21 protein-coding genes are annotated in these 22218 nt (G+C 37.0%); 5 read left to right on the plus strand and 16 right to left on the minus strand.

What is annotated here, in order from left to right; genetic code table 11:
- The first annotated feature begins 24 nt into the window (after positions 1–24).
- Entirely contained in the window at positions 25–744 is a 720-nt protein-coding gene (locus AC1RFD_RS17485; RefSeq protein ID WP_054548949.1) for a DUF6904 family protein, read from the plus strand.
- Between the two features lie 41 nt (positions 745–785).
- Here AC1RFD_RS17485 and AC1RFD_RS17490 read toward each other — a convergent pair whose 3' ends face one another.
- From AC1RFD_RS17490 to AC1RFD_RS17545, 12 genes are all read right to left on the minus strand, one after another.
- Entirely contained in the window at positions 786–1283 is a 498-nt protein-coding gene (locus AC1RFD_RS17490) for a cupin domain-containing protein (RefSeq protein ID WP_054548948.1), read from the minus strand.
- A 115-nt stretch (positions 1284–1398) separates the two neighbouring features.
- Positions 1399–2106, minus strand: a complete 708-nt coding sequence (locus tag AC1RFD_RS17495; protein WP_048395515.1) for an ABC transporter ATP-binding protein — start codon at positions 2104–2106, stop codon at positions 1399–1401.
- Positions 2106–2885 carry an ABC transporter ATP-binding protein gene (locus AC1RFD_RS17500; protein ID WP_048395513.1) on the minus strand — a complete coding sequence of 260 codons (780 nt, stop codon included), beginning with the start codon at positions 2883–2885 and terminating at the stop codon, positions 2106–2108. Before AC1RFD_RS17500 ends, AC1RFD_RS17495 begins: the two co-directional genes overlap by 1 nt.
- Positions 2885–3820: a branched-chain amino acid ABC transporter permease gene (locus AC1RFD_RS17505; protein ID WP_048395511.1), complete on the minus strand. Its 936-nt coding sequence runs from the start codon at positions 3818–3820 to the stop codon at positions 2885–2887. Before AC1RFD_RS17505 ends, AC1RFD_RS17500 begins: the two co-directional genes overlap by 1 nt.
- A gap of 12 nt (positions 3821–3832) precedes the next feature.
- Positions 3833–4708 carry a branched-chain amino acid ABC transporter permease gene (locus tag AC1RFD_RS17510; RefSeq protein ID WP_016992164.1) on the minus strand — a complete coding sequence of 292 codons (876 nt, stop codon included), beginning with the start codon at positions 4706–4708 and terminating at the stop codon, positions 3833–3835.
- 146 nt (positions 4709–4854) lie between these two features.
- Entirely contained in the window at positions 4855–6075 is a 1221-nt protein-coding gene (locus AC1RFD_RS17515; protein ID WP_016992165.1) for an ABC transporter substrate-binding protein, read from the minus strand.
- Between the two features lie 403 nt (positions 6076–6478).
- Positions 6479–7081: a hypothetical protein gene (locus AC1RFD_RS17520; RefSeq protein WP_054548946.1), complete on the minus strand. Its 603-nt coding sequence runs from the start codon at positions 7079–7081 to the stop codon at positions 6479–6481.
- An 87-nt stretch (positions 7082–7168) separates the two neighbouring features.
- Positions 7169–8953, minus strand: a complete 1785-nt coding sequence (locus AC1RFD_RS17525; RefSeq protein WP_387256439.1) for a CotH kinase family protein — start codon at positions 8951–8953, stop codon at positions 7169–7171.
- Positions 8954–8995: 42 nt separating this feature from the next.
- Complete coding sequence (locus AC1RFD_RS17530; protein WP_004233537.1) at positions 8996–9679, minus strand: DUF4956 domain-containing protein; 684 nt, start codon at positions 9677–9679, stop codon at positions 8996–8998.
- 19 nt (positions 9680–9698) lie between these two features.
- Positions 9699–10400, minus strand: a complete 702-nt coding sequence (locus AC1RFD_RS17535; protein ID WP_048395505.1) for a polyphosphate polymerase domain-containing protein — start codon at positions 10398–10400, stop codon at positions 9699–9701.
- A gap of 209 nt (positions 10401–10609) precedes the next feature.
- On the minus strand, positions 10610–12025 hold the full coding sequence (locus AC1RFD_RS17540) for an ATP-binding protein (RefSeq protein ID WP_492475123.1): 1416 nt from the start codon (positions 12023–12025) through the stop codon (positions 10610–10612).
- The gene (locus AC1RFD_RS17545; protein ID WP_492475124.1) at positions 12009–12695 is read right to left on the minus strand and encodes a response regulator transcription factor; all 687 of its coding nucleotides are present in this window, start codon (positions 12693–12695) and stop codon (positions 12009–12011) included. Before AC1RFD_RS17545 ends, AC1RFD_RS17540 begins: the two co-directional genes overlap by 17 nt.
- A gap of 219 nt (positions 12696–12914) precedes the next feature.
- On the opposite strand from AC1RFD_RS17545, the gene AC1RFD_RS17550 reads away from it, so the two are divergent.
- The gene (locus tag AC1RFD_RS17550; RefSeq protein WP_048395499.1) at positions 12915–13247 is read left to right on the plus strand and encodes a heme oxygenase; all 333 of its coding nucleotides are present in this window, start codon (positions 12915–12917) and stop codon (positions 13245–13247) included.
- A 112-nt stretch (positions 13248–13359) separates the two neighbouring features.
- Here AC1RFD_RS17550 and AC1RFD_RS17555 read toward each other — a convergent pair whose 3' ends face one another.
- The gene (locus tag AC1RFD_RS17555; protein ID WP_054548943.1) at positions 13360–14379 is read right to left on the minus strand and encodes a YeiH family protein; all 1020 of its coding nucleotides are present in this window, start codon (positions 14377–14379) and stop codon (positions 13360–13362) included.
- Between the two features lie 113 nt (positions 14380–14492).
- Between AC1RFD_RS17555 and AC1RFD_RS17560 the strand changes: the two genes are divergently transcribed.
- On the plus strand, positions 14493–15374 hold the full coding sequence (locus tag AC1RFD_RS17560) for a LysR family transcriptional regulator (protein ID WP_492475125.1): 882 nt from the start codon (positions 14493–14495) through the stop codon (positions 15372–15374).
- A 17-nt stretch (positions 15375–15391) separates the two neighbouring features.
- Here AC1RFD_RS17560 and AC1RFD_RS17565 read toward each other — a convergent pair whose 3' ends face one another.
- A complete protein-coding gene (locus tag AC1RFD_RS17565) occupies positions 15392–16309 on the minus strand; it encodes a LysR family transcriptional regulator (RefSeq protein ID WP_048395493.1) in 918 nt (305 codons plus the stop codon).
- Between the two features lie 122 nt (positions 16310–16431).
- On the opposite strand from AC1RFD_RS17565, the gene AC1RFD_RS17570 reads away from it, so the two are divergent.
- The gene (locus AC1RFD_RS17570; protein ID WP_054548521.1) at positions 16432–17622 is read left to right on the plus strand and encodes a coenzyme F420-0:L-glutamate ligase; all 1191 of its coding nucleotides are present in this window, start codon (positions 16432–16434) and stop codon (positions 17620–17622) included.
- A 185-nt stretch (positions 17623–17807) separates the two neighbouring features.
- On the opposite strand, the gene AC1RFD_RS17575 is transcribed toward AC1RFD_RS17570, so the two are convergent.
- Positions 17808–18446, minus strand: a complete 639-nt coding sequence (locus AC1RFD_RS17575; RefSeq protein WP_054548520.1) for an RNA ligase family protein — start codon at positions 18444–18446, stop codon at positions 17808–17810.
- A gap of 24 nt (positions 18447–18470) precedes the next feature.
- A complete protein-coding gene (locus AC1RFD_RS17580; RefSeq protein ID WP_492475126.1) occupies positions 18471–19427 on the minus strand; it encodes an AAA family ATPase in 957 nt (318 codons plus the stop codon).
- 437 nt (positions 19428–19864) lie between these two features.
- On the opposite strand from AC1RFD_RS17580, the gene helD reads away from it, so the two are divergent.
- Positions 19865–22168 carry an RNA polymerase recycling motor HelD gene (gene helD / locus AC1RFD_RS17585; protein WP_492475127.1) on the plus strand — a complete coding sequence of 768 codons (2304 nt, stop codon included), beginning with the start codon at positions 19865–19867 and terminating at the stop codon, positions 22166–22168.
- The last annotated feature ends 50 nt before the right edge of the window (positions 22169–22218 follow it).

Genomic DNA, 22218 nt, shown 5'->3' on the forward strand with positions numbered 1-22218 from the left:
CATCCAAAGGGAGGGACGAGGACTATGATATCCATTCAAAGCACAGAACAACTAACAGGGGTACGAATTAGCGCGGATTATTGGGATTTAGATGAACTAATTAATGCTATTTATAAAGTAACTGGTGACGAAAATAAATACTATGATTATCAGGGTCCTCGACTACGTATTTTAAGCGTTTGCTATAAACTAAGACATGCTATGCTTGGTGAGCATCACCTAGAGTTTGTTAGTAATGGACTTAATAAGAGTGTTCTAACACAACATGAACTCATCTTTCCAAATAAGAATGTCTATTTTTCAACAGAAATTCTTTGGCCAGAAATTATCTTTAGTGCAATCGCATTAAATGATTTTATTGAACTGCACCAAAAATTAAACAATGCTTCTATATGGAATCATGAGATAGCTATTATTCGTAAATTTCAAGCGGCTATTGCTGAATGTTTAGAGCAGGAGGTAAGTGACGAAGATTATGTTGTGTTTTTAAGAATGTTACATGCTAAAAACCCCTTAACTTTCCGTTTTGCAACACAATACGTTGATGTTTTAAATCTAGAGTATATTGAATTAAGTAAAGAGGAACGTCAGGCACATTTAGCTGCATTTGCTGTGCGATTAATGGTAGAGGACCATGAATATGTAGCATTAAAATCCCACCTGATGGAAGCAGCTATGGCAACGAAACAAGCATTACATGATATTCAAATTCAACTTAATTATCCTGAAGAAATACTGTGGTGAACGAATCATGCCGTCTCAAAATAATTGAGACGGCTGTTTTTCTATTCAATTGTTTTGTAGGCCATTTTATAAATAACTTCCTTGTGCTGAGGATAATCTACTAAAAGCTCTTCCTGTGTGAACAATTCAAAGTCCTCAAAGTCAAAGCCTGGCGCCACCATACATCCGACTAAACTAAACGTCTCAGATTCCTCCACCGACGAGCCGAAAATTGTATGCTTTGGTACTGCAAGCTGAGGGACTTCCCCCGCTTCTATATTCAAGCCAAGCTTCTTCGCTTCATATGTCCCATCTGGGAAAATCATATGAACTGTTAGTGGGCTTCCAGCGTGATAATACCATAGCTCGTCCGATTGTAGACGATGTAAATGTGAAATATCCTGTGAGCGCAGAAGGAAATATATACTAGTATAAATCGGTCTCTGTACATCTCTCACTGCTATATCGTCCGATGCACGGAACGATGAAATGTAATAGCCCCCTTCAGGATGTTCGGCTAACTTTAAATGTTCAATAAAATATTGTGCTGAATACTTCAAAAAGCATCACTCCTTTTTTCAACCTTACCAAAAAGTAAAGTGGAAATGCTACCTCTGATTTTCTTTCAACATACAAGCCAAAAAGGACATCTCAACATGAGATGTCCTACCATTTTTATAATCCGCCTAAATAAGCTGCCTTTACTTGCTCGCTCTCTTGTAGCTCTTTTGCTGAACCAGATAAAACAATACGCCCTGTTTCAAGTACATATGCACGGTTAGCGACAGATAATGCCATATTAGCATTTTGCTCTACAAGTAATACGGTTGTTCCTTCTTTATTAACCTGTTCAATAATATTGAAGATATTTTTCACCATCAACGGTGCAAGACCCATCGAAGGTTCATCCATTAATAACAGTTTTGGTTTTGCCATTAAGGCGCGCCCCATCGCCAGCATCTGCTGTTCCCCACCAGATAATGTACCTGACTGCTGTTTTCGGCGCTCTAATAATCGTGGAAATAACTCGAAAACATGATCCATATCTTTCTTAATACCTGCTTTATCATTACGCAGATACGCACCAAGCTCTAAGTTTTCCTCAACTGACATATTGGCAAAAACACGGCGTCCTTCTGGAACGTGAGAAATCCCTGATTTAACAATAGTCTGTGCCGCTTTCCCAGCTATCGAAAAGCCTTCATATTCAATAATGCCACCTTTTGGCTTTAATAAACCTGACAATGTCTTTAAGAGCGTACTTTTTCCAGCACCATTTGCACCGATTAACGTTACAATTTCACCCTCGTTTACTTCTAAAGAGAGGCCCTTTAATGCTTGGATGTTGCCATAAAAAACATCGATATTTTGTACTTTTAGCATTAGCCGATAACCTCCTCTCCAAGGTATGCTTCTATTACCTTTGGATTGTTGCGAATTTCTTCTGGTGTCCCGTCAGCGATTAATTGTCCGTGATCAAGTACGTAAATGCGCTCACAAATACCCATAACTAAGCTCATATCATGCTCAATCAGCAATATTGTTAAGCCGAACTCTTTACGAATAAATGCAATTAGCTCCATTAAATCGTGAGTTTCTTGTGGGTTCATCCCTGCTGCTGGTTCATCCAATAGAAGCAGTTTGGGATTTGCTGCTAACGCACGAGCAATCTCTAAACGACGTTGCATCCCGTATGGCAAATTCTTAGCTAGCTCATCTTTATAGACATCTAAGCCAAAGATTTTTAAGAACTCAATGGACTGTTGCTCCATTTCGGCCTCACCTTTGAAATGCGTAGGTAAACGAAAAATAGAAGCCCACATAGAATGCTTTGCAAGTGAATGATTGGCTACCTTTACATTGTCAAGAACAGATAGCTCTTTAAATAATCGAATATTTTGGAACGTACGGCTGATCCCTTTCTGTGTAACCTGATAGGGTGCAAGTCCATTCAATTTCAGACCATTAAAAGTAATTGTACCTTCCGTAGGTGTATATACCCCTGTTAACATATTAAAGCTAGTTGTTTTTCCAGCTCCGTTTGGCCCAATAAGTCCTACCAACTCGCCTTGGTTAAGGTACATATTAACACCCTGTACTGCCTTTAAACCACCGAATTGAATACCCATATTTTCAACATTGATAAGAAGGTTTCCAGTCATTATTTCGTACCTCCCTTTTTACCAAACTTAAATAATTGTGTTATCTCTTTCGTTCCCATTAAGCCTGTTGGACGATAAAGCATCACGATAATTAATACTAAACTGTAAATAATCATACGCGTTTCTGGGAAGTTTGCTAGATAAGTAGACACGACTGTTAGGAAAATCGCAGCAATCACTGAACCAGAAAGACTTCCTAAACCACCAAGTACAACGTAAATTAAAATATCAAATGATTTTAAGAAACCGAATGTTGTCGGTTGAATAATGTAAAAGTTATGTGCAAAAATGGCTCCTGCTAGACCTGCGAAGAAAGACCCAATCGCAAATGCAACAACTTTATAGTAAGTTGTGTTAATACCCATCGCATCTGCTGCTATTTCATCTTCTCGAATGGAAATACACGCACGCCCATGACGAGAATTTGTAAAGTTTGAGATAACTAGAATCGTTAACACTACGCCAAAGAATGCGTATGTCCAGTTCGATAAATATTTAACCTGCATCCCTGCTGCGCCACCAACATAATCCGTATTTAAAAAGATAATACGAATGATCTCTGCAAATCCAAGTGTAGCAATCGCTAAGTAATCCCCTTTTAAACGAAGCGTTGGAATCCCTACGATTAAACCAGCAACTGCTGCTGCAGCAGCCCCTAATAAGATGGCCAATGGGAATGGTAACATTAACTTTGTTGTAATAATAGCGGATACATATGCTCCAACTGCAAGGAACCCAGCATGCCCAATTGAAAACTGTCCAGTAACACCAATAACAATATGCAAGCTGACAGCCAACATGATGTTAATACACATTGTGATCAACATATTTTTATAGTACAAATCAATTACTTCTGTTGTAATCAACAATTGTACAACTGCATAGATGACTAGCGCTATTACGGCATAGCCCCAGAAAACTTTAGACTTTTTCATAAAACCGCTCACCTACACTTTCTCACGGGCGTTTTTACCAAAGATACCCGATGGTCTGAAGATTAAGATTAAAATTAAAATAACGAATGCCGCTGCATCACGCCATAACGAGAAGCCAAGTGCACTTACTAAGGACTCTACAACACCTAGTAACATACCACCAACCATAGCGCCAGGGATGATACCAATACCACCAAGAACAGCTGCGATAAATGCTTTAACCCCAGGAATAACCCCCATTAACGGGTCAATTTTTGTATAATAAACCCCAAAGATAACACCTGCTGCACCAGCTAAAGCTGAACCAATCGCAAACGTTGCAGAGATTGTATTGTCAACGTTAATACCCATTAAGCGAGCTGCATCTGCATCGTGGGAAACGGCACGCATCGCTTTACCGATTTTTGTTTTATGTACGATGAATTGTAAAAGAATCATCAGTACAACTGCGACTGATAAAATTAAGATGGAAGTACTGCTGATTTGAACGCCAAAAATATCTAATGATTTATTTTTGAAAACTTCAGGATATGCTGCTGGTTGTGCACCTCTGAAGAAAATTGTTGTATATTCAATTAATAGCGATACACCTATCGCTGTAATTAAAGCTGCGATACGTGTCGCATTTCGTAAACGTTTATAGGCAATACGTTCAATTAATACACCAAAAATTGCACAAACTAACATCGCCAATAATAATGCTGGGAAGAAACCAAGCTCCCATTTAGCAATAGCGTAAAAGCCAATAAATGACCCAATCATGAAGACATCACCATGAGCAAAGTTAATCAGCTTGATAATACCGTATACCATCGTATACCCTAACGCTATTAACGCGTAGATACTTCCAAGTGAAATACCGTTCACAAGTTGCTGTATCCATTCCATGCGCATTCACTCCTTTAAATTTTCTGAAAATTGAAAAATAAGTACATAGATCGATACTAAAAGTTATGTTTTGCTCTACGATTCTAGTTATCTAACACACAAAAAAGGAAGGCGTGTTTACCCGCCTCCCCCTTGCTTACAAAACATTAAGGATTAACTTTAGAGTTGAACACTTGTTTACCGTCTTTAAATTCAAGAACTGTTGCTGTTTTAATTGGGTTATGATTTTCGTCAACTGAGAAAGTACCTGTTACTAAAGAAAGATCTTTTGTTGCAGCTAATTCATTTTTAATTGCTTCCCCATCTGTAGAGCCTGCACGTTTAATTGCATCAGCAATGTAGTAAATTGTGTCATAACCAAGTGCGTTGAATGCGTCAGGCGCTTTGTCACCATTTGCCGCTTTAAATGCCTTTACGAAATCTTGAATTTTTTGATCTGGGTCTTCAGCAGAATAGTGGTTTGTGATGAATGTGTTATTCAATGCATCCGCGCCAGCTAATTCAATTAAAGTTGGAGAATCCCAACCATCAGCACCCATCAGAGGTACATCAATGCCCATTTCGCGTGCTTGTTTAACAATCAAACCTACTTCTTCATAATATCCAGGGATAAAGATAAAGTCAGGATTTGCCGCTTTAATATTTGTTAATTGTGTACGGAAATCTGTATCCTTCGCTACATAAGCTTCTTCTTTTACAACTTTTCCGCCACTCTTCGTAATCGTTTCTTTAAAGGATTTTGCTAAACCTTTTGCATAGTCTGATGCATTATCTGCAAAAATAGCTACATTTTTCGCATCTAGCTCACCTGAAGCAAAATTAGCTGCTACAATCCCCTGGAATGGGTCAATAAAGCATGTACGGAAAGCATATTCATTAACACTGCCATCCTCATTTACCGTGATATTCGGTGCTGTCCCAGAACCCGTAACAATAGGAATTTTATTATCATTTGCAATTTGAACAGTAGCTACTGTATTACCTGAAGTTGCAGGTGCTAGCATTGCTACTACTTTATCCTGCGTTGCTAGTTTAATAGCAGCTGAAGTTGCTTCAGAGTTCTCTGATTTATTATCTACTTTAATCAGTTCAATTTTCTTACCATCAATACCGCCAGCATCATTAATTTCTTTTACAGCCAGTTCTGCACCTAGCCCAATAGAGGAACCATAAGATGCTACATTCCCTGAAAGCTCTAAGTTGGCACCGATTTTAATTGTATCGCCATCAGATGAACCTCCGCCTGATGATGAGCCTCCGCCAGAACTTGAATCGTCTCCGTTACCGCAACCAGCAAGAACACCAGCAAGTAATGAAGATGCTACTAAAAGTGAACCGAACTTCTTAAGCTTTTTGCTCTCTCTCATAATTAAATTCCCCCTGAAAATTTCTCAAATATTAGATATTTCTGATAATTATAAACAATTAAATTCATTTACTCAATAGCCAAAATAATTATTTATAACTATCTAAAAACAAAAGAAAATATTATTCATATAAGCCTTTTTCATTGTAAAACATTCTTTATATTTAGTCTAGAGTGATTTTTCAGTATAATTAGTTATTTATGAATTATCTTTTAATTCAAACTATAGACTAGTACAAAACTATCAGATGAAATTGTTTTTTCAACATAAAGTCTGCTTAATTTATAGAACCTCTTCCTCTATTACAATTATTTCCCTGAAAATAATCAAAAGAAAACGAATAACTAATTGCTTATATCTGTACTGCTAACAGGAAAAAGCTTAGAGTGGGTTTCCCCATACTCTAAGCTTTTTTTAATTCAAAGACACAAAGGCGCTCATTAATATTTGTTTCATTTTCTAAATGCACTTCATGAAGCAACTCAAATGGTGTTCCATGATGTAAAAATTGTAAATAATCGTAAGGCGGATAATATAAAATTATATGAATATCTCGCATTCGCTGCTCATAGGATTTCCAAATATTGTGAATGACTGTGCGAAAAATATGGATTGAAAAAGGATTAAAAAAGAAAAACACATTATCACGTGACTTTATTTCATATGATTCGGCTATTGTATGAATAAACTTAATAGGGGCATGTGCTCTCATTTTTTGAAGATAACTACGTTTATTTTCTTCAGCCTCCGTATAAAACCCTGCATCCATTTCTATCCCAATGGTTGGTATATGGAACTTATGGTGCACATAAATAGGAACTCGCCCTTTCCCGCACCCCATATCAATAAATACTGGATTGTCAGGCATCTGATACGCAGCGAATAATTGCTCCAATCCTCTGTAGGGTGTTGGTTCATAACGATGATAGTGTGCAAGCTTAGGAAAGCCATATTGCTCTCCCACCGTGTTTATATGCAAATGTTTATCAAATTGCTGTTCATTCATATGAAAGGACTCCTCAGAAAAGAATGCTTTATTTTAACACGATAAAAAGCAAAAACCATACCCAAAGATATTGGATATGGTTATTTTCTAACGACCTCTACGTTTAAATTTAACAACAAAGAGAAGTGCAAGAAGGAGTAGCACCAGGCATGTAATGGCTGTAAACATTGTATTTTTATCAATAACAGGCACGTGATTCGCAGCTTCACTATTCGCACCAGGCATTCCCATTGGGGCTCCATTTCCATCAGGAGGTTGCATTTGTTCTCCATTTTGTCCATTTCTCGGACCCTCGCCCTCTCTATTAAAAGGTGGGCTCTTTGATGGATCAAAGTCCTCTGGTAGCTGACTTGGATCAAAATCATCTGGCATCCAATCCATTTCACCATTTTCACTTGGTATTGGCATACCCATATTGCCCTGAGAAGACGTAGATGCTTCCACAACAAGCTCCCCAGACAGTTGCTTTAATATAGATTCTGAGCGCTGTTTGGCAAATTCCGGCAAGCTATTTTCACCTTCAACTGCTTCTAAAAACTGCTCCGTAGTAGAGAATTTGGTTGGATCCGCCTCCACATAAGTAGTTAATAAGACAGCTAATTTTTTAGTAATGGATTGCACATACTCTTCTGTTAAATAAGTTGTCGCTAGTTCTTCTAAATAACCTTCATACTTGTCACGATATTCATCATTCGAAAGCAATGCCTTCAAGAGTGGCCGCTCCTCTAATGTTGTGCCAGAAACAGGTGTTGTCACACTAAAATTAATAGCACTATCATTTATTAGATTGCCCGACATGCCCATTCCCATGTCAACGCCGCCACCTCGTTGTTGCTGCATACCCCCATCGCCAGTTTGATCGGGTTGTCCATTGTTTTGTGCCACTGGTTTTTCCATATTAGTAGTAACGTCAGCTTGATTTTCACCGTTTCCTCCTGCTATTCTACCGCCTCCAGCCCCAAAGCCACCAAAGGACATGTTGTAATCCCAAGGAATAATAGAAAACACACCGTTCTGTTCATATAAATAATAGTTATGTTTCATATTCCCTTGATAACTATCTAAATTCACAAGTGCTGTGTTGACGGCAAAATAACGTAACATTTCATCCACATCGATATACTTTTCTATGTCTCCACCATTATTAATTGCGTCTAGCATTTCAACTAATTTGGATTGATTAATAGTACCTTCATTTGTTTTTAATCCGATACCTGTATAGTCTTCGATATCGTCGCTAATATATTTTAAATCGCTGCCTGTCCCATCTGGCTTAAATAAAAAACCATCATTAGAGCCGTAATTATTAGCCAGGAATGTCTCATCCACAGCTTCTACCCCTAAGAACAAACCCCGCTCCTCACCATTCACTGTGACATACATATAGGAGTGTGCTGGTGTTGGTAAACCCATTTGCTCCATCAGTTCATAGGAGATATACTCTCTCATTAATGTAGAGTCACTATAATTATTGTTTAAATTTAATTTTTTTAAGCCATACAAGCTTTGTGTATCATCATAATAATCAAAATCGATTTTTAAGCTATAGCGATCTGAGTCACTATTGACAACCGATCGTAGTGATAGATTGCCCTTTGTACGAATAGCAACATTCTCAACTTTCTTGCCGTTTACTGTAATATCTGCTTGTTTTAATTCTTCAGCAGAAGCATTTTCGAGCATGTCAGCCCAATCTTCCTCAGCAATTTCAATATCAACTGTTGTTACTTTATTTTTATTAAATACTATATTCTCATAGGAGAACTCAGAATTTTTCGTTTCAATGCCTACATTCGGAAGTACAGCATATATCACGACAAAGAGAAGGAGTAAAATCACCATGCATAGATAGACAATTCGTGTTTTAATCATAGCCGTCACCTCTCATCGTAGTTCTATTTGTTAATGAGGTCATTACGCTGTGAAATTCCCATCATAGCTCAGCATAATGGCTGATTTTACACCAGCTACCTTTGTTAGTTCATCCATCAATTTTGCATCATTTTGTTTTACACGAATTTCATAAGTTGTTTCGATTTCATTCTGTTGCATAATGGATTTCGATTTGAGAGCGAATTTTTTTGTTTGCGCAGCAATAATTCTCTCAATTTCAGCATTAGCCAATTCCTCTTCAAACTTTACAATTAGTAAATACGGATTTTCTACCGTTATTTTATTAACGAATATTAGCAATACAAGTCCGATTAAAATAGCACCAATAATCACTAAAGGAATAAAGCCAGCACCACATAAAATACCTGAAACAATTGCCCAGAAAATATAGACTAAATCCATGGGATCCTTAATAGGTGTACGGAAACGTACAATAGATAAAGCACCAACCATACCAAGTGACAGCAGAACATTTGAACTGATTCCCATAATCACTAGTGCTGTTGCCATTGTCATTATAAGTAGTGAGATATTGAATGAATGTGAGTAAATGACTCCATTAAAGGTCTTCTTATAAACAGCATAAATGAAAAGCCCAATAAAAAACGCTACTACTAAACCAATAATTGAATCGATTAATGAAAACGAGGTTGTTTTTTCTAAAAAGTTAGATTTAAAAATATCACTAAATTTAATTGTATCCATTGTTCATTCTCCTTTATTATTAGCCGTACATACGACTAAGTTGATATTTTGAATAGGCCTCAGCACGAGTATCCACTGACTGTAGTAAATATTTGATGATGTCTGGTAGATATTCATCGTACTTTACCTCTAAAATAACAAGATTAGGCTCCAGCACATCGACCATAGGCAAGTTTTTATTAAACATATCCGTGTTGCGTAGACTCGATTGCACCTTACTATCAAATGTCACACGCACATTGCCAAACGGATAGATATAGGCTTCTCTCTCGTAATCCACTACCGTAGTAGGTCGCAACTGGTTGTAATTCATCTCATGATATAAATCTAGAATTAGCGCTCGGTCATCATTCTTCATCCAGGCTATCTCGCCAATACGTAGTTTTTCATACTCAGCTTGAGATATTGAACATTTTGTTTTAAAGGTCACATTGTTACGCTTACTCTTCCGCTCAAGATTAATAACATTATTAGACTTGCCGTATATGCGTACTCGATATTTATCTCGATTAATAAAGCCTTCTTTTTTCTCATTTAACACTTTATTGGCAAAATTATCGAAGTACGTACTACGAATTAAATATTTACCGTCTAAGCCAGCATGATGATCACGCTGCATAACATGCTGAAGCTTGGCTTTTAATAATGCATAATCTGGATAAGAGATCGCTTGCTTTATTTCTTGGCGACCATTTGGATTAAATGAAGTAACTATTGGCATTTCATCACTCTCCCTACTTGTATTAGTGTCAGACTGACTAACATTTAATGCTGCTCGTCCCTTTGTTCATTTCCCGTCTACATCGTTTACTATAAAGGGCTTTTGTGTCAGGCAGATGTCAGCTTTACAAATTCTTCAACTCTCTTTTACAAAACAAAGCAGATTTCTGGGAGACGGATTAAACCAACACTAAGAAGGCTACTACGCTCTTATAGCGTAGTAGCCTTTTGCAATACTAATTCAAAATGTGTTCCAGAGGGATTGCTTTCAATTAATCGCAAATCGCCCCCAACAGATTGGGCCATCATTTTACTAAGTGGTAATCCTAAACCCAAGCCACGAACAGTATATTTTTTATTTCCCCCTCTATAAAAGCGCTCAAAAATAAATGACTGATCCTCTAGAGGGATTCCATGTCCTGTATCCTTCACCATCACTGACAGAGCCTCGGCATGATCTATCAACCTCAAGGTTATTGTTCCTTTGTCCATCGCCTGTTTAGCATTGGTTAATAGGTTTGTAATGATCTGTTGGATACGAACAATATCTATCTGTACAAGCACAGGTTTTTCCAACAAATGTAAATGAACTTTTACATGTTCATCTTCCTGCATGACTTCCCACTGTGCCACCGCCTCTCGCAGTAGCTGATTAACATCTACTGACTCTATCTGCACAGGAACAGCATCGACAGCAAAATGGTTAAAGGCAAGTAAGTCACCAACCATTGTTTTCATTTTTGTCGTTTCGACCATAGCCATTTCAATGAATTCCATAGCATCCTGTCCCGTTACAACACCATCTCTTACAGCCTGTAATAAACCACTTATAGAGGTGACAGGTGTTTTCAATTCATGGGTGACACCTGCTAGTAATTCCGTTCGAGTTTTCTCCAGCTGTTCTAATTTATTTGCCATATTTTTAAAGGAGGAAACAAGCTCATAGATTTCCTTTTCCTTACTATATTGAGGCAAATCAATTGCATAATTGCCTTCCTGTACATGCTTGGCAGCCTCAGCTACTTGTTTAATGGGATAGGCCAAACGCTTTGACAGAAAGTAAATAGCGATCCAGCCTAATAATGCTAATGCTCCAATTAATATGGCAAGCTGTCCATATGCTTGGTTAACTCTTGTTAAATTCTCCTTCTTCTCCATCACCAGGGCCCAGCCCAATAACTCATGATTATTTTCTATCTTTCTTTTCACTACATATTCAGGTTCAAGTCCATCCTTTATTTCCTTAGTACCTTCTTTTCCATCTAACAAGCCAGCAACATTTTTAGCACTACCAGGTGGTACAGGACGGTTGCTAGTCAGTATATTTCCCTCTGTATCTACAACATACAAAATCGGATCGATCTCTTTCATATTAAAACGCTGACGATCCCCTATGAAACCTGGAATACCATTTATAGGTCCATTATTAGGATTTGTTGTATCCGTTAAACGATAGACCGTTTCGTCTGCTAAAAACTCCATTAATTCTAATCGATTTTCAAATGTTGTATGTCGAATCCACGCTGCTGAGATTAAAGATATAATAGCTAAGCCTATAAAAAGTGTCAGTAAATATCGGCTCGTCCAATATTGAAGTAAGGATATTCGCTTATTTTTTTTGAACACTTAGCTGATACCCCAATCCACGTAGTGTCTTTATTTCTCCTTCCTCTTCATCCCATTCTTTTAAAGCCTTCCTTAGCCTCTTTATAGCTAAATCTACAGCACGATCACTACCCTCATACTCCCATCCCCAAACTTGATCTATAAGCTGATCCCGGGTAAATGTTTGATTAGGGTGGTCAGCTAAAAACATGAGCACTGATAAATCTCTTGGCGTTAATACAATCTCTTCTCCACCCAAAAGCACTTTATGCGCTTTACAATCAATCACTAGAGACCCATACTGCTTACTAGTAGCTGAATCAGAACTACCTACAGCACGTCTTAAAACAGCCCTCACTCTTGCAACAACTTCATCTGCGATAAAAGGCTTGGCAATATAATCATCTGCCCCATGATCAAACCCCTCTAGACGGTAATTAACCTCACCTAATGCTGTTAACATGATAACTGGGCAAGTACTTCGTTCTCTTATTTCTTTTAAAATGGACCAACCATTTTTTTCTGGTAACATAATATCTAGCAACACTAGATCTGGCTTTGTTTCACGAAACATGACCAAGGCTTGACCACCATTAAAACATTGTGTCACACTATAACCCACTTTTTGTAAATATACCTTTAAAACCTGGCTTATTGGATATTCGTCCTCTATTACTAGAATGTTTGCCAAAGTCAATCACCTCGCTACTAGTTCACTCTTATATTCATTATAGCACTGGATTATGTCAGTTAAATGTCAGCCTATCCATTACCCATAAACTACTAGCACAGATTATATAGAGGACATCTATTGACAATGTCTTCCTCAGCCACTTATCATTGAGTGCGAATGATAATCAATGATAATTCATTCAAAAACCTAGTAAATGAAATTAAGGGGGGTAAAAGCATGATTATTGTAACTAATCGTATTCAAGTAAAACCCGGTTTTGCTGCGAGAATGGCACCAAATTTTACAAAGCCAGGTCCTCTGCAACAGTTTGAAGGCTTTCATAAAGTAGAGGTATTAATTTCAACTGATGATCCTACTTATGATGAAATGAGTGTTAATATGTATTGGGAATCTAAGGAGCATTTCCAAGCATGGCGTAATAGCGATGCATTTGCTGCAGCCCATCAACGCCCAAATTCGGGCTCTGAGGGAGAAAAGGCTGACAGTCCAATTATCGGCAGCAAAATAGTGGTGGCGGAATTAGCTTCTTCTATTGAAGCCTTAAATTAATAAACGACGATTAAATTACTTATACATTATCTTCTGATTCTATCTAAAAAGCCCTGCATGGTTGAACGATCATGCAGGGTCTTTTTTCTTGGTATAAGAAACATTGATTAAATCAATATAAAAGAATGACTAGTATATAGCCCAGCACGGATAGACAGACCGAGCCAATTAAACCTGCAATAAATGCCTTTACACCTAGCTCCTTAAATGTTTTCATTTCAACATTTAGCCCTAGACCAGCCATTGCCATCGCAATTAAGATATAAGCAGTATCAACTAATGCTTGCGATACATTCGCCGGTATAATCCCTAAAGAGTTGATAGCACTCATCGCTAAAAATCCTAAAATAAACCACGGTATGATGGATAAAGAAAAGGCTTTTTTCTCTTCACTTTTGTCCATTCTTCGATAGAAAATACCAATAACAATTGCTACAGGTACGAGTAGGGCCACTCGTGTTAATTTCACGATGACGGCTATATCAATTGCTTCATTTCCACCAGCAGATGCAGCTGCAATTACATGCGCAATTTCATGTAATGTCCCCCCTGCGAAAATCCCATACGCAGTAGGTGTTAAATCGATGATGGAATAAAGTACCGTATAAATAAGTGTAAAAATAGTCCCCAATAACGCAACAATCGCTGCCCCTACCGCCGTTTCCTTTTCATTTGCTTTAATTTGAGGTGCAATTGCCACTACTGCAGCAGCTCCGCAAATGGCAGTCCCGCAAGCCGTTAATATCCCTAGCTTTTGATCGACTTTAAATATTTTTGTTAGGCCGTACACAACAATTAAGGCAAATAGCAGATTAATGACTGCAATTAAAAAAACGTTAGCACCCGCATGATAAATATCTGCCAAATTTAAGCGCATACCCAATAAAATAATACCAAAGCGTAATAGCTTCTTGCTGGAAAATGAAATACCTACTTGCCAAGAATCTTGTACTTTAAATGTTGCTCGCCAGGTCATCCCTAATATAATGGCAATAACCAACTGTCCCAATATTGAAAGGAAAGGAAATGTGGCAATATATTTCGCTACTAAAGCAATAAGAAGCGTTAACAATATCCCCTTCAAGAAATTTGGATTAAGAGTAGATTTTAATTTATGCTGTCTATTAACCATGATGTTCACTTCTTTCTCCCTTGTTGATTATTACTTTAATAAAGAGTGCACTATTAGTAAAATACATATATATAATTATTATTATTAATATTTCTAATAATAGGGGTGAAGATATGCAATTGGATGCTTTAAAAACATTTATCACACTGGTTGAGGTCAATAATTTTACAAAGACCTCTGAAATACTTCATATTTCACAACCAAGTGTTAGCTTACACATTAAGAATCTAGAGCAAGAATTACAAACAACCTTATTTATTCGCTCCCCAAAATCGGTGCAAATTACACCAACTGGTGAAATTCTTTATAAACGAGCAAAGCAAATCATGGCGATAGCTGAAGCTGCAAAAGAAGATATCGCTGCCTATCATCAAGAGGTACAAGGTACGCTAGTCATTGGGGCAAGCTTTACAATTGGCGAATATATATTACCTCCAATTATTGCAAGCTTACAGCAACAATTCCCACAACTTGAACTTCAAATTATTATTGGCAATACAAAAGAAATCATTCAATATACAAAATTACTGCAAGTCGATATAGGTCTAATTGAAGGACAGGCTCATGATAATGAACTAGTCATTAAGCCATTTATGCAAGATGAGTTATTTATTGTTAGCGACAGTAAACATCCTCTTACAAAGCAACAACCTCTGACTGCTGATAAACTCCAGCAGCAAAGCTGGGTTGCGCGTGAAGAAGGCTCTGGAACACGTTATTATCTGGATCATTTATTCAGAGCAAATGGTTTACAGATTCATTCGCTTTTGACTATTAGCAGTAATCAGGGCGTGAAGGAGAGTGTAATGCAGGGACTTGGTCTTTCTTTATTGTCTGCCTGTGTGATAGAACGTGAATTAAAAAATGGAGATATGACTATTCTGCGCCTTGAAGGACAGCACTTTATGCGAACATTTTCTTATCTTTGCTCACCTACCATGAAAAATAAGCACAATGTCGACATACTGATTGATATCTTAATAAAAAAAGCATAGCGATTCTTTTCTCGTCGCTAAGCTCTTTTTATGGTTCTTCTCGTATTAAAATGTTTACTTTCAATGATTTCAACAAATTTCATTGCTGCTCTAGAAAGAGGTACTGACTTCAAATAACACATACCAATACTTCTCGTAGGAATACTTTCCCTTAAAGTTAATTCATAAAGAAGTCCACGTTGAAGATAGTCCTTTGAAAATTCCTTTGTTACACATGCAATGCCGAGGTTACTACGCGCAAATTCGAGTACCAAATCATGTGAGCCTAGCTCAAACTCTGGCTCTATGTGAACGCCTCTTGCAAAAAGATAATCTTCCACATACTTCCTTGAATTCGATTTTTTCTCTAGAAAGATAAGTGGAAATTTTAAAAGGTCCTCATAGCTTAAACTTTTAGATGAAAGTGTTTTATATTTTTCCCCACAGACAAAAATATCCTGAATATCTGTACATACCGTTAACTGTAATGTTGAATCTTCAATTGGAAAATTACAAAACCCTATATCTACTTCACCCGATTTAATAAAATTACAAATTTCAGAGGTTGTGCCATTTAGCATTTGCAATTTAATATTCGGATACATTGTATGGAATGCTTCTAAATAAGGCATTAAAAAGAAGCGTGAGATCGTATCACCTACACCTATTTTTAATTGCCCTGTTGTTAAATTTTTGAATTCAAGTAACTTTTCTTCACCAGCATCTAAAAGCCCTAAAGCAGAATTAGTATATTCAAAAAGTAGGCTACCCTCTGTTGTTAATGTCACACCTTTAGGAGTTCGATTAAAAAGACGTGTGCCAAGCTCATTTTCTAATTGCATCATTGCCTGACTTACAGCTGGCTGTGTCATATATAAATCTTTTGCCGCACTAGAAAAGCTATTATTTTTTGCTACAACACTAAAAACACGATATAAATCTAATTTCCCTATCATATAAGCACCTCTTATAGCTATTATATGAACTATTAATTTTACTTATATCATTAACGAGCCTTATAGTAAAATCATATGGTTTTTATATCACTTTACGCTAGATAGAATGAGGAGAGATTAAATTGGAACGTGTAATCGGTACAGTTGTAAGAGGTCTTCGTGGTCCTATTATTAATGAAGGCGATAATATTGAACAAATTGTTGTAGATACAGTGTTAAATGCTGCACATATTGAAGGATATACAATAGAGGATCGTGATATTGTGACAGTAACTGAATCTGTCGTGGCACGTGCACAAGGAAACTACGCTACAATTGATGATATTGCCATAGATGTAGCGGCTAAGTTTGGAGATGATACGGTAGGTGTTATTTTCCCCATCTTAAGTCGAAACCGCTTCGCCAATTGTTTACGAGGCATCGCTAAAGGTGTAAAAAAGGTAGTATTAATGTTAAGCTACCCATCTGATGAAGTGGGTAATCATCTTGTAGATATTGATGAGCTCGATGTAAAAGGCATTAACCCATGGACGGATACGCTCAATGAGGTTGAATTCCGCGAGCATTTTGGCTATAAAAAACACACATTTACTGGTGTAGATTATATTGAATACTATAAAGAGTTAATCGAAGCAGAAGGGGCTACGTGTGAGGTCATCTTCTCAAATAATCCAAAAACAATTTTAAATTACACAAAGAGTATCTTAACGTGTGATATTCATTCACGCTTCCGCACAAAACGTATTCTAACAGCGAACGGTGCAGAAAAAGTTTACAGCCTTGATAATATTTTAGCTGAATCAATTAATGGCTCTGGTTTCAATGCTGAGTATGGTCTACTTGGCTCGAACAAAGCAACAGAGGATAGTGTTAAATTATTCCCACATACTTGCCAACCCATTGTTGATGGAATCCAAGCAAAAATTAAAGAAGCTACAGGAAAAACAGTAGAAGTTATGATTTATGGTGACGGCGCATTCAAAGATCCTGTGGGTAAAATTTGGGAGCTTGCAGATCCTGTTGTATCCCCAGCATTCACCGCTGGATTACATGGAACACCGAACGAGGTTAAATTAAAATATTTAGCGGACAATGATTTTGCAGACCTTCGAGGCGAAGAACTAAAGGCTGCTATTTCTGAATACATCCAAAATAAAGATGAAGATTTAACAGGTCAAATGGCTGCACAAGGAACAACACCGCGTCGTTTAACAGACCTTATCGGTTCCCTATCTGACCTTACATCTGGTTCGGGTGACAAAGGAACACCAATGATTTACATTCAAGGCTACTTCGATAATTACACTAAATAAACAAACAAAAATGAACTCTCGTCCTAATAAAGAGAGTTCATTTTTTTATGGCGAGGATAACAGGAATCGAACCCGTACTCCCATTGGAAAGGGATATGCACTCCTTGCACCTACCTCGTAATAGATGATTATTGAATGCTTGCTATAGTATTACATTGTGCTCAGTCCCTTCTCTTCTTAATTGGTTAGGATTTTAATTTATTTGGAATAATTTCTTCTTGTAGCCAATGCTCACTTGTTTGAACATGTTGCGGTCTCACAAATTTCCCTAAATTATAGCGGAAATCTTCGTAATGGAATGAGCTAGTATTTCTAATGACATACCCCTCTTGTTCCCCTTCAAAGAATGATTTTCCAGTGAATGTACGTTTTATCTGTTCTTCGTCAAAAATCCCTCGGTATAAAACGGGCACTGTTTCTATACCTAACTCTGCTGCAAAGGCCACGGTTTCATCCCAGCTCAAACAAATATTTTCTTCATTCCAAATGCTAAACAAATAGAAATAGCTTGTTAATTCTTGATAATAAATAGAATGCTTGGCATAAACATTTTCACCACATAAGCGCCAGTCCTTTGGAATCCGATACGCAAAATTCGCGTGAAATGTTTTTACCCAATGTCTAGAAGGATGGTTGGCTGAATGAATACTTCTAGCATGCATATAGTCTCTGTAAAGTGTTGTCCCTTCTCCATCTAACTTTTCAGTGACAACAACCTCCTTTCCAATAAAATGATTCACATTTCTAGCAACTTTATCATCATCGGTATAACCCCTGCTCCATGGTAAATGAAAACTTCTTGGGTATTTCATTAATTTCGTCATATTTTCACCTTCCTTTCCTAAAGTTTACTTGGCAAATTGATCTGCCTCACGGAAAAAATAAAGCCTTGTTAATAAATCACCATCTAATAAATGATAAATTTGGCTTCCACCTCTATCTCCCCCATACTGGATTAACATATGAAATTGCACTAAATGAACAACCTTTAATACAAATTCCTTTTCAAAACCCAACTCTAATAGAAAATGGCAAACCAGTTGAGCAGAGACATTTTCATGCCCAAAATAACCATAACGCTGTTGCAAAGGTTTATATTTTTTACAAGCTGGTTTACCGACATCATGAAACAATGCAGCTATTTGTAGAGCTAGTTTATCACTTTCTAAGTAGTACTCATTGATGTACGCGTACACAAAATACGTATGCTGACATAGTAAAAATTGATGGAATGGGTTTTCTTGATCGAATTGATAAATTTCTTTGAAAAGTGGGACTGCTTGAAGTGTTTGAAAAAGCTCTTCATAGGTGGGGTGACCTTGTATGAGTGAAACAAATTGTTGTCGAGAAAGATCATAGGGACTTGATTCATGAATAATATGCAATTCATTAAACCCTTCTCCTACTGTCGGGAACTCTAAATGCTTTCTCATTTTTTCCATCACGATTAATGGTACATGTCTTTTCCTTTGCTGGTTTCTAGCTACACAGATTGAATAAGGTGTATCAAAGTAATAACATACCTTCTGCACATTACTTGGTATTTTACGAAGTGCAAACATCCTGCGCTCTCGTTCAATATTGGTTGCATCCACAATGACAGAAAACCCTTTTGCCACTAAGTCATTAAGACGTTCATATAATGTACGAAAGACTATACGTGATTTTTGCCTTGTTGAATCCCCAAATAACTCCTGACGTATAGCGTCGCTTGATAGGACAATTGCATTTTCATTTTTAGCTAACAGTTTCACAAATGTACTTTTCCCACTACCAGGCAACCCCACTGTAAAGATTACCTTCATTCTTTTCACCTCCCTTCAAGTTTCTTTATCGTATGGCATGCCACATTCTTTAGTGTCTCAATAGCATTTCATCCATTATTTTTAATAACAATTTATGATAATCAGTCATAATATGAAGCAATATTACATATAAAAAAGACGGCTCCACCTTTTTGTAGAGCTGTCTCTGTTTATCAATATCTTATTACCTTACACATTTATTGTATCATAAATTTACAATAATTTCTAGACTATACTTCTTTCCGAAGTAGATGTATGATAAATTTCCTGCTTCAATCCCCCCATATCATGTGCATTTGGATACTTTCACTATATTCAAATTTGTGGTTGGACAAACAGTTAAAAAAGCATCACAATTACGTTCTTCTCACCATCTATTGAGGTGAGGGTTACTGTCAAAGGAAGCAAATAACTATGGAGAGGAATGTGAGTAAACGTTGGAAAATCAAAAAGAATGGCTAGAAGAAAAGCATCATCTTGAGGATTCTTTAAACATTATTGTTCATAAAATAAAAGAGTTAGAGCATAAAGAAAAAGGTTTTAAAGAAAATGCTGTTGCCTTAAAGAAATCCTTTTGGAACGATGTGAGAGTCAATCTAGATACCGCTGAGGATGTAGACGAAACCTTTTTTGCAATTAAGCAGCAGGCAGAGCTTTTATCTGACTCAGAGCTAGCACAGGAACGTGCAATTCGTAATGTAAAGGTATATGAACGTTTACAACAGTCACCCTATTTTGCTCGTATTGACTTTGTACAAGATGGTCAACAAGACCCTTTAAAAATTTATATTGGTGTAGCCACATTATTGGATGAACAGGATGAAAATATCATCATTTTTGATTGGCGAGCGCCTATATCAAGTATGTATTATGATTACACACCTGGTGATGCATCCTACGAAACATTAGGTGAAGAAATTCATGGAGAAATGCTGTTAAAACGGCAATTTATTATTAAAAATGGTCAACTACAATCCATGTTTAATACGGGCCTTACAATTGGTGATGACCTACTGCTCGATATCCTTGCGCAAAATGCAAATGAGCATATTCGTAGTATTGTTGCGACAATCCAAGCAGAGCAAAATAAAATTATTCGCCATGTAAATTCACGCTATCTTATTGTTGAAGGTGTGGCAGGTAGTGGCAAAACAGCTGTAGCCTTACAGCGGGTAGCTTATCTACTTTATCGTTATCGTGATGAAATGACTGCCGATCAAATTCTGCTAATTACACCTAACCAACTTTTTAATCAATATGTTCATTCTGTCTTACCTGATTTAGGGGAAGACAATATGCAGCAGTTAACGTTTATAGAATATGCTGAAAAACGATTAGGTAAACAGTTTCAATTAGAGTATCCTTATGAGCAGCTTGAAGAACTGTTAACAGAAAAGGATGATGCCCAGTATCAAACAAAATTAAGCATCATTTCTTTTAAAGCGAGTCTCGCTTATAAACATTTAATCGATCAATATGCGAGTTATTTATCCGATAAAGGCTTGTTATTTAAAAATATCGTTTTTCGTGGAGAACGAATTATTACTGCACAGGAAATTACCGAATACTTCTATTCTTTCCCTTCTACTATGTCGATACCAGATCGCCTACAATTAGTAAAAGAATGGTTATTGCAGCAACTAACGAAATTGGAAAAGGCTGAGCGTACAAAGGAATGGGTAGAAGAAGCTACTGAGCTATTAGATAAAGAAGATTACTCCAAATCTTATAGTGAACTTTTATATGAGGGTCGCTATACTGAAAACTCATTTGACGATTTTGATCAAGAACGCTATAAATTAGCGAGACAAATTGTCAAAAAACACTTTAAACCATTACGTAACTCTGTTAACAAGTTAAAGTTTGTCCATATGTTGAGTACATATCGACAGCTCTTTGATTTGAATAGTTCTATTAACAGGGATTTACAACACCTTATGCCAGACAATTGGGAGGACATTTGTCTACAAACACTCCCTAATTTAGCAAAGCGTTTGATTGCCTATGAGGATACTGCACCATTTTTATATTTACAGGACAAAATTGAAGGACAACAGACCAATAGGATGATCCGTCATGTGTTAATAGATGAAGCACAGGATTATTCGCCATTTCAACTTACTGTATTACAGCAGTTATTTCCAAAAGCACGTATGACCATTTTAGGTGATGGCCACCAAACGATTCATCCACATACCTTTAATAATCCTTCTCTACTCGACACTCAATTATATGGTGAGCAGGCAGAAAAAATGATATTAACCAAAAGCTATCGTTCGACAAAGCAAATCATACAACTCACTGCCAAAATATTGAATGATGGTAGTGAAGTAGAAGCATTTAACCGAAATGGCCCTGAACCATCGATTACTATTGTGCCAAATGAATTGGAATTAATGGATCAAATTATTCAAAATATCGACCATTTATCTATTGAATTCGAAACAATTGCTGTCATCTGTAAAACCGCAGCCGAATGCTCTGCCGTTTATAAGCAATTAAACAATCGAGTAGATATTCAATTAATCAACCATAATTCAAAGCAGTTTAAGAAGGGTATTTTATTACTTCCAGCTTACATGGCGAAAGGGATCGAATTTGATGCGGTAATCATCTATAATGCATCTGCCGCTAATTACTCAAGAGAAAGCGAGCGGTACTATTTCTATACGGCGTGTACGAGAGCTATGCATGAGCTTCACATTTACTCGATCAACAAATTAACGTATTTCCTTCAATAATAGGTAACAGGAGAATCTGTAAATAACAGATTCTCCTGTTCTCTTGCTGT

The organism is Lysinibacillus sp. GW823-FHT02G10, assembly GCF_058797135.1.

Excerpts from the sequence above, each read along its gene's own strand:
- AC1RFD_RS17495 (WP_048395515.1), bottom strand. The coding sequence starts at position 2,106 with ATGCTAAAAGTACAAAATATCGATGTTTTTTATGGCAACATCCAAGCA.
- AC1RFD_RS17510 (WP_016992164.1), bottom strand. The coding sequence starts at position 4,708 with ATGGAATGGATACAGCAACTTGTGAACGGTATTTCACTTGGAAGTATC.
- AC1RFD_RS17485 (WP_054548949.1), top strand. The coding sequence starts at position 25 with ATGATATCCATTCAAAGCACAGAACAACTAACAGGGGTACGAATTAGC.
- AC1RFD_RS17555 (WP_054548943.1), bottom strand. The coding sequence starts at position 14,379 with ATGGTTAATAGACAGCATAAATTAAAATCTACTCTTAATCCAAATTTC.
- AC1RFD_RS17535 (WP_048395505.1), bottom strand. The coding sequence starts at position 10,400 with ATGCCAATAGTTACTTCATTTAATCCAAATGGTCGCCAAGAAATAAAG.
- AC1RFD_RS17505 (WP_048395511.1), bottom strand. The coding sequence starts at position 3,820 with ATGAAAAAGTCTAAAGTTTTCTGGGGCTATGCCGTAATAGCGCTAGTC.
- AC1RFD_RS17550 (WP_048395499.1), top strand. The coding sequence starts at position 12,915 with ATGATTATTGTAACTAATCGTATTCAAGTAAAACCCGGTTTTGCTGCG.
- AC1RFD_RS17500 (WP_048395513.1), bottom strand. The coding sequence starts at position 2,885 with ATGACTGGAAACCTTCTTATCAATGTTGAAAATATGGGTATTCAATTC.
- AC1RFD_RS17575 (WP_054548520.1), bottom strand. The coding sequence starts at position 18,446 with ATGACGAAATTAATGAAATACCCAAGAAGTTTTCATTTACCATGGAGC.
- AC1RFD_RS17530 (WP_004233537.1), bottom strand. The coding sequence starts at position 9,679 with ATGGATACAATTAAATTTAGTGATATTTTTAAATCTAACTTTTTAGAA.
- AC1RFD_RS17580 (WP_492475126.1), bottom strand. The coding sequence starts at position 19,427 with ATGAAGGTAATCTTTACAGTGGGGTTGCCTGGTAGTGGGAAAAGTACA.
- AC1RFD_RS17520 (WP_054548946.1), bottom strand. The coding sequence starts at position 7,081 with ATGAATGAACAGCAATTTGATAAACATTTGCATATAAACACGGTGGGA.
- AC1RFD_RS17565 (WP_048395493.1), bottom strand. The coding sequence starts at position 16,309 with ATGATAGGGAAATTAGATTTATATCGTGTTTTTAGTGTTGTAGCAAAA.
- AC1RFD_RS17560 (WP_492475125.1), top strand. The coding sequence starts at position 14,493 with ATGCAATTGGATGCTTTAAAAACATTTATCACACTGGTTGAGGTCAAT.
- AC1RFD_RS17515 (WP_016992165.1), bottom strand. The coding sequence starts at position 6,075 with ATGAGAGAGAGCAAAAAGCTTAAGAAGTTCGGTTCACTTTTAGTAGCA.
- AC1RFD_RS17525 (WP_387256439.1), bottom strand. The coding sequence starts at position 8,953 with ATGATTAAAACACGAATTGTCTATCTATGCATGGTGATTTTACTCCTT.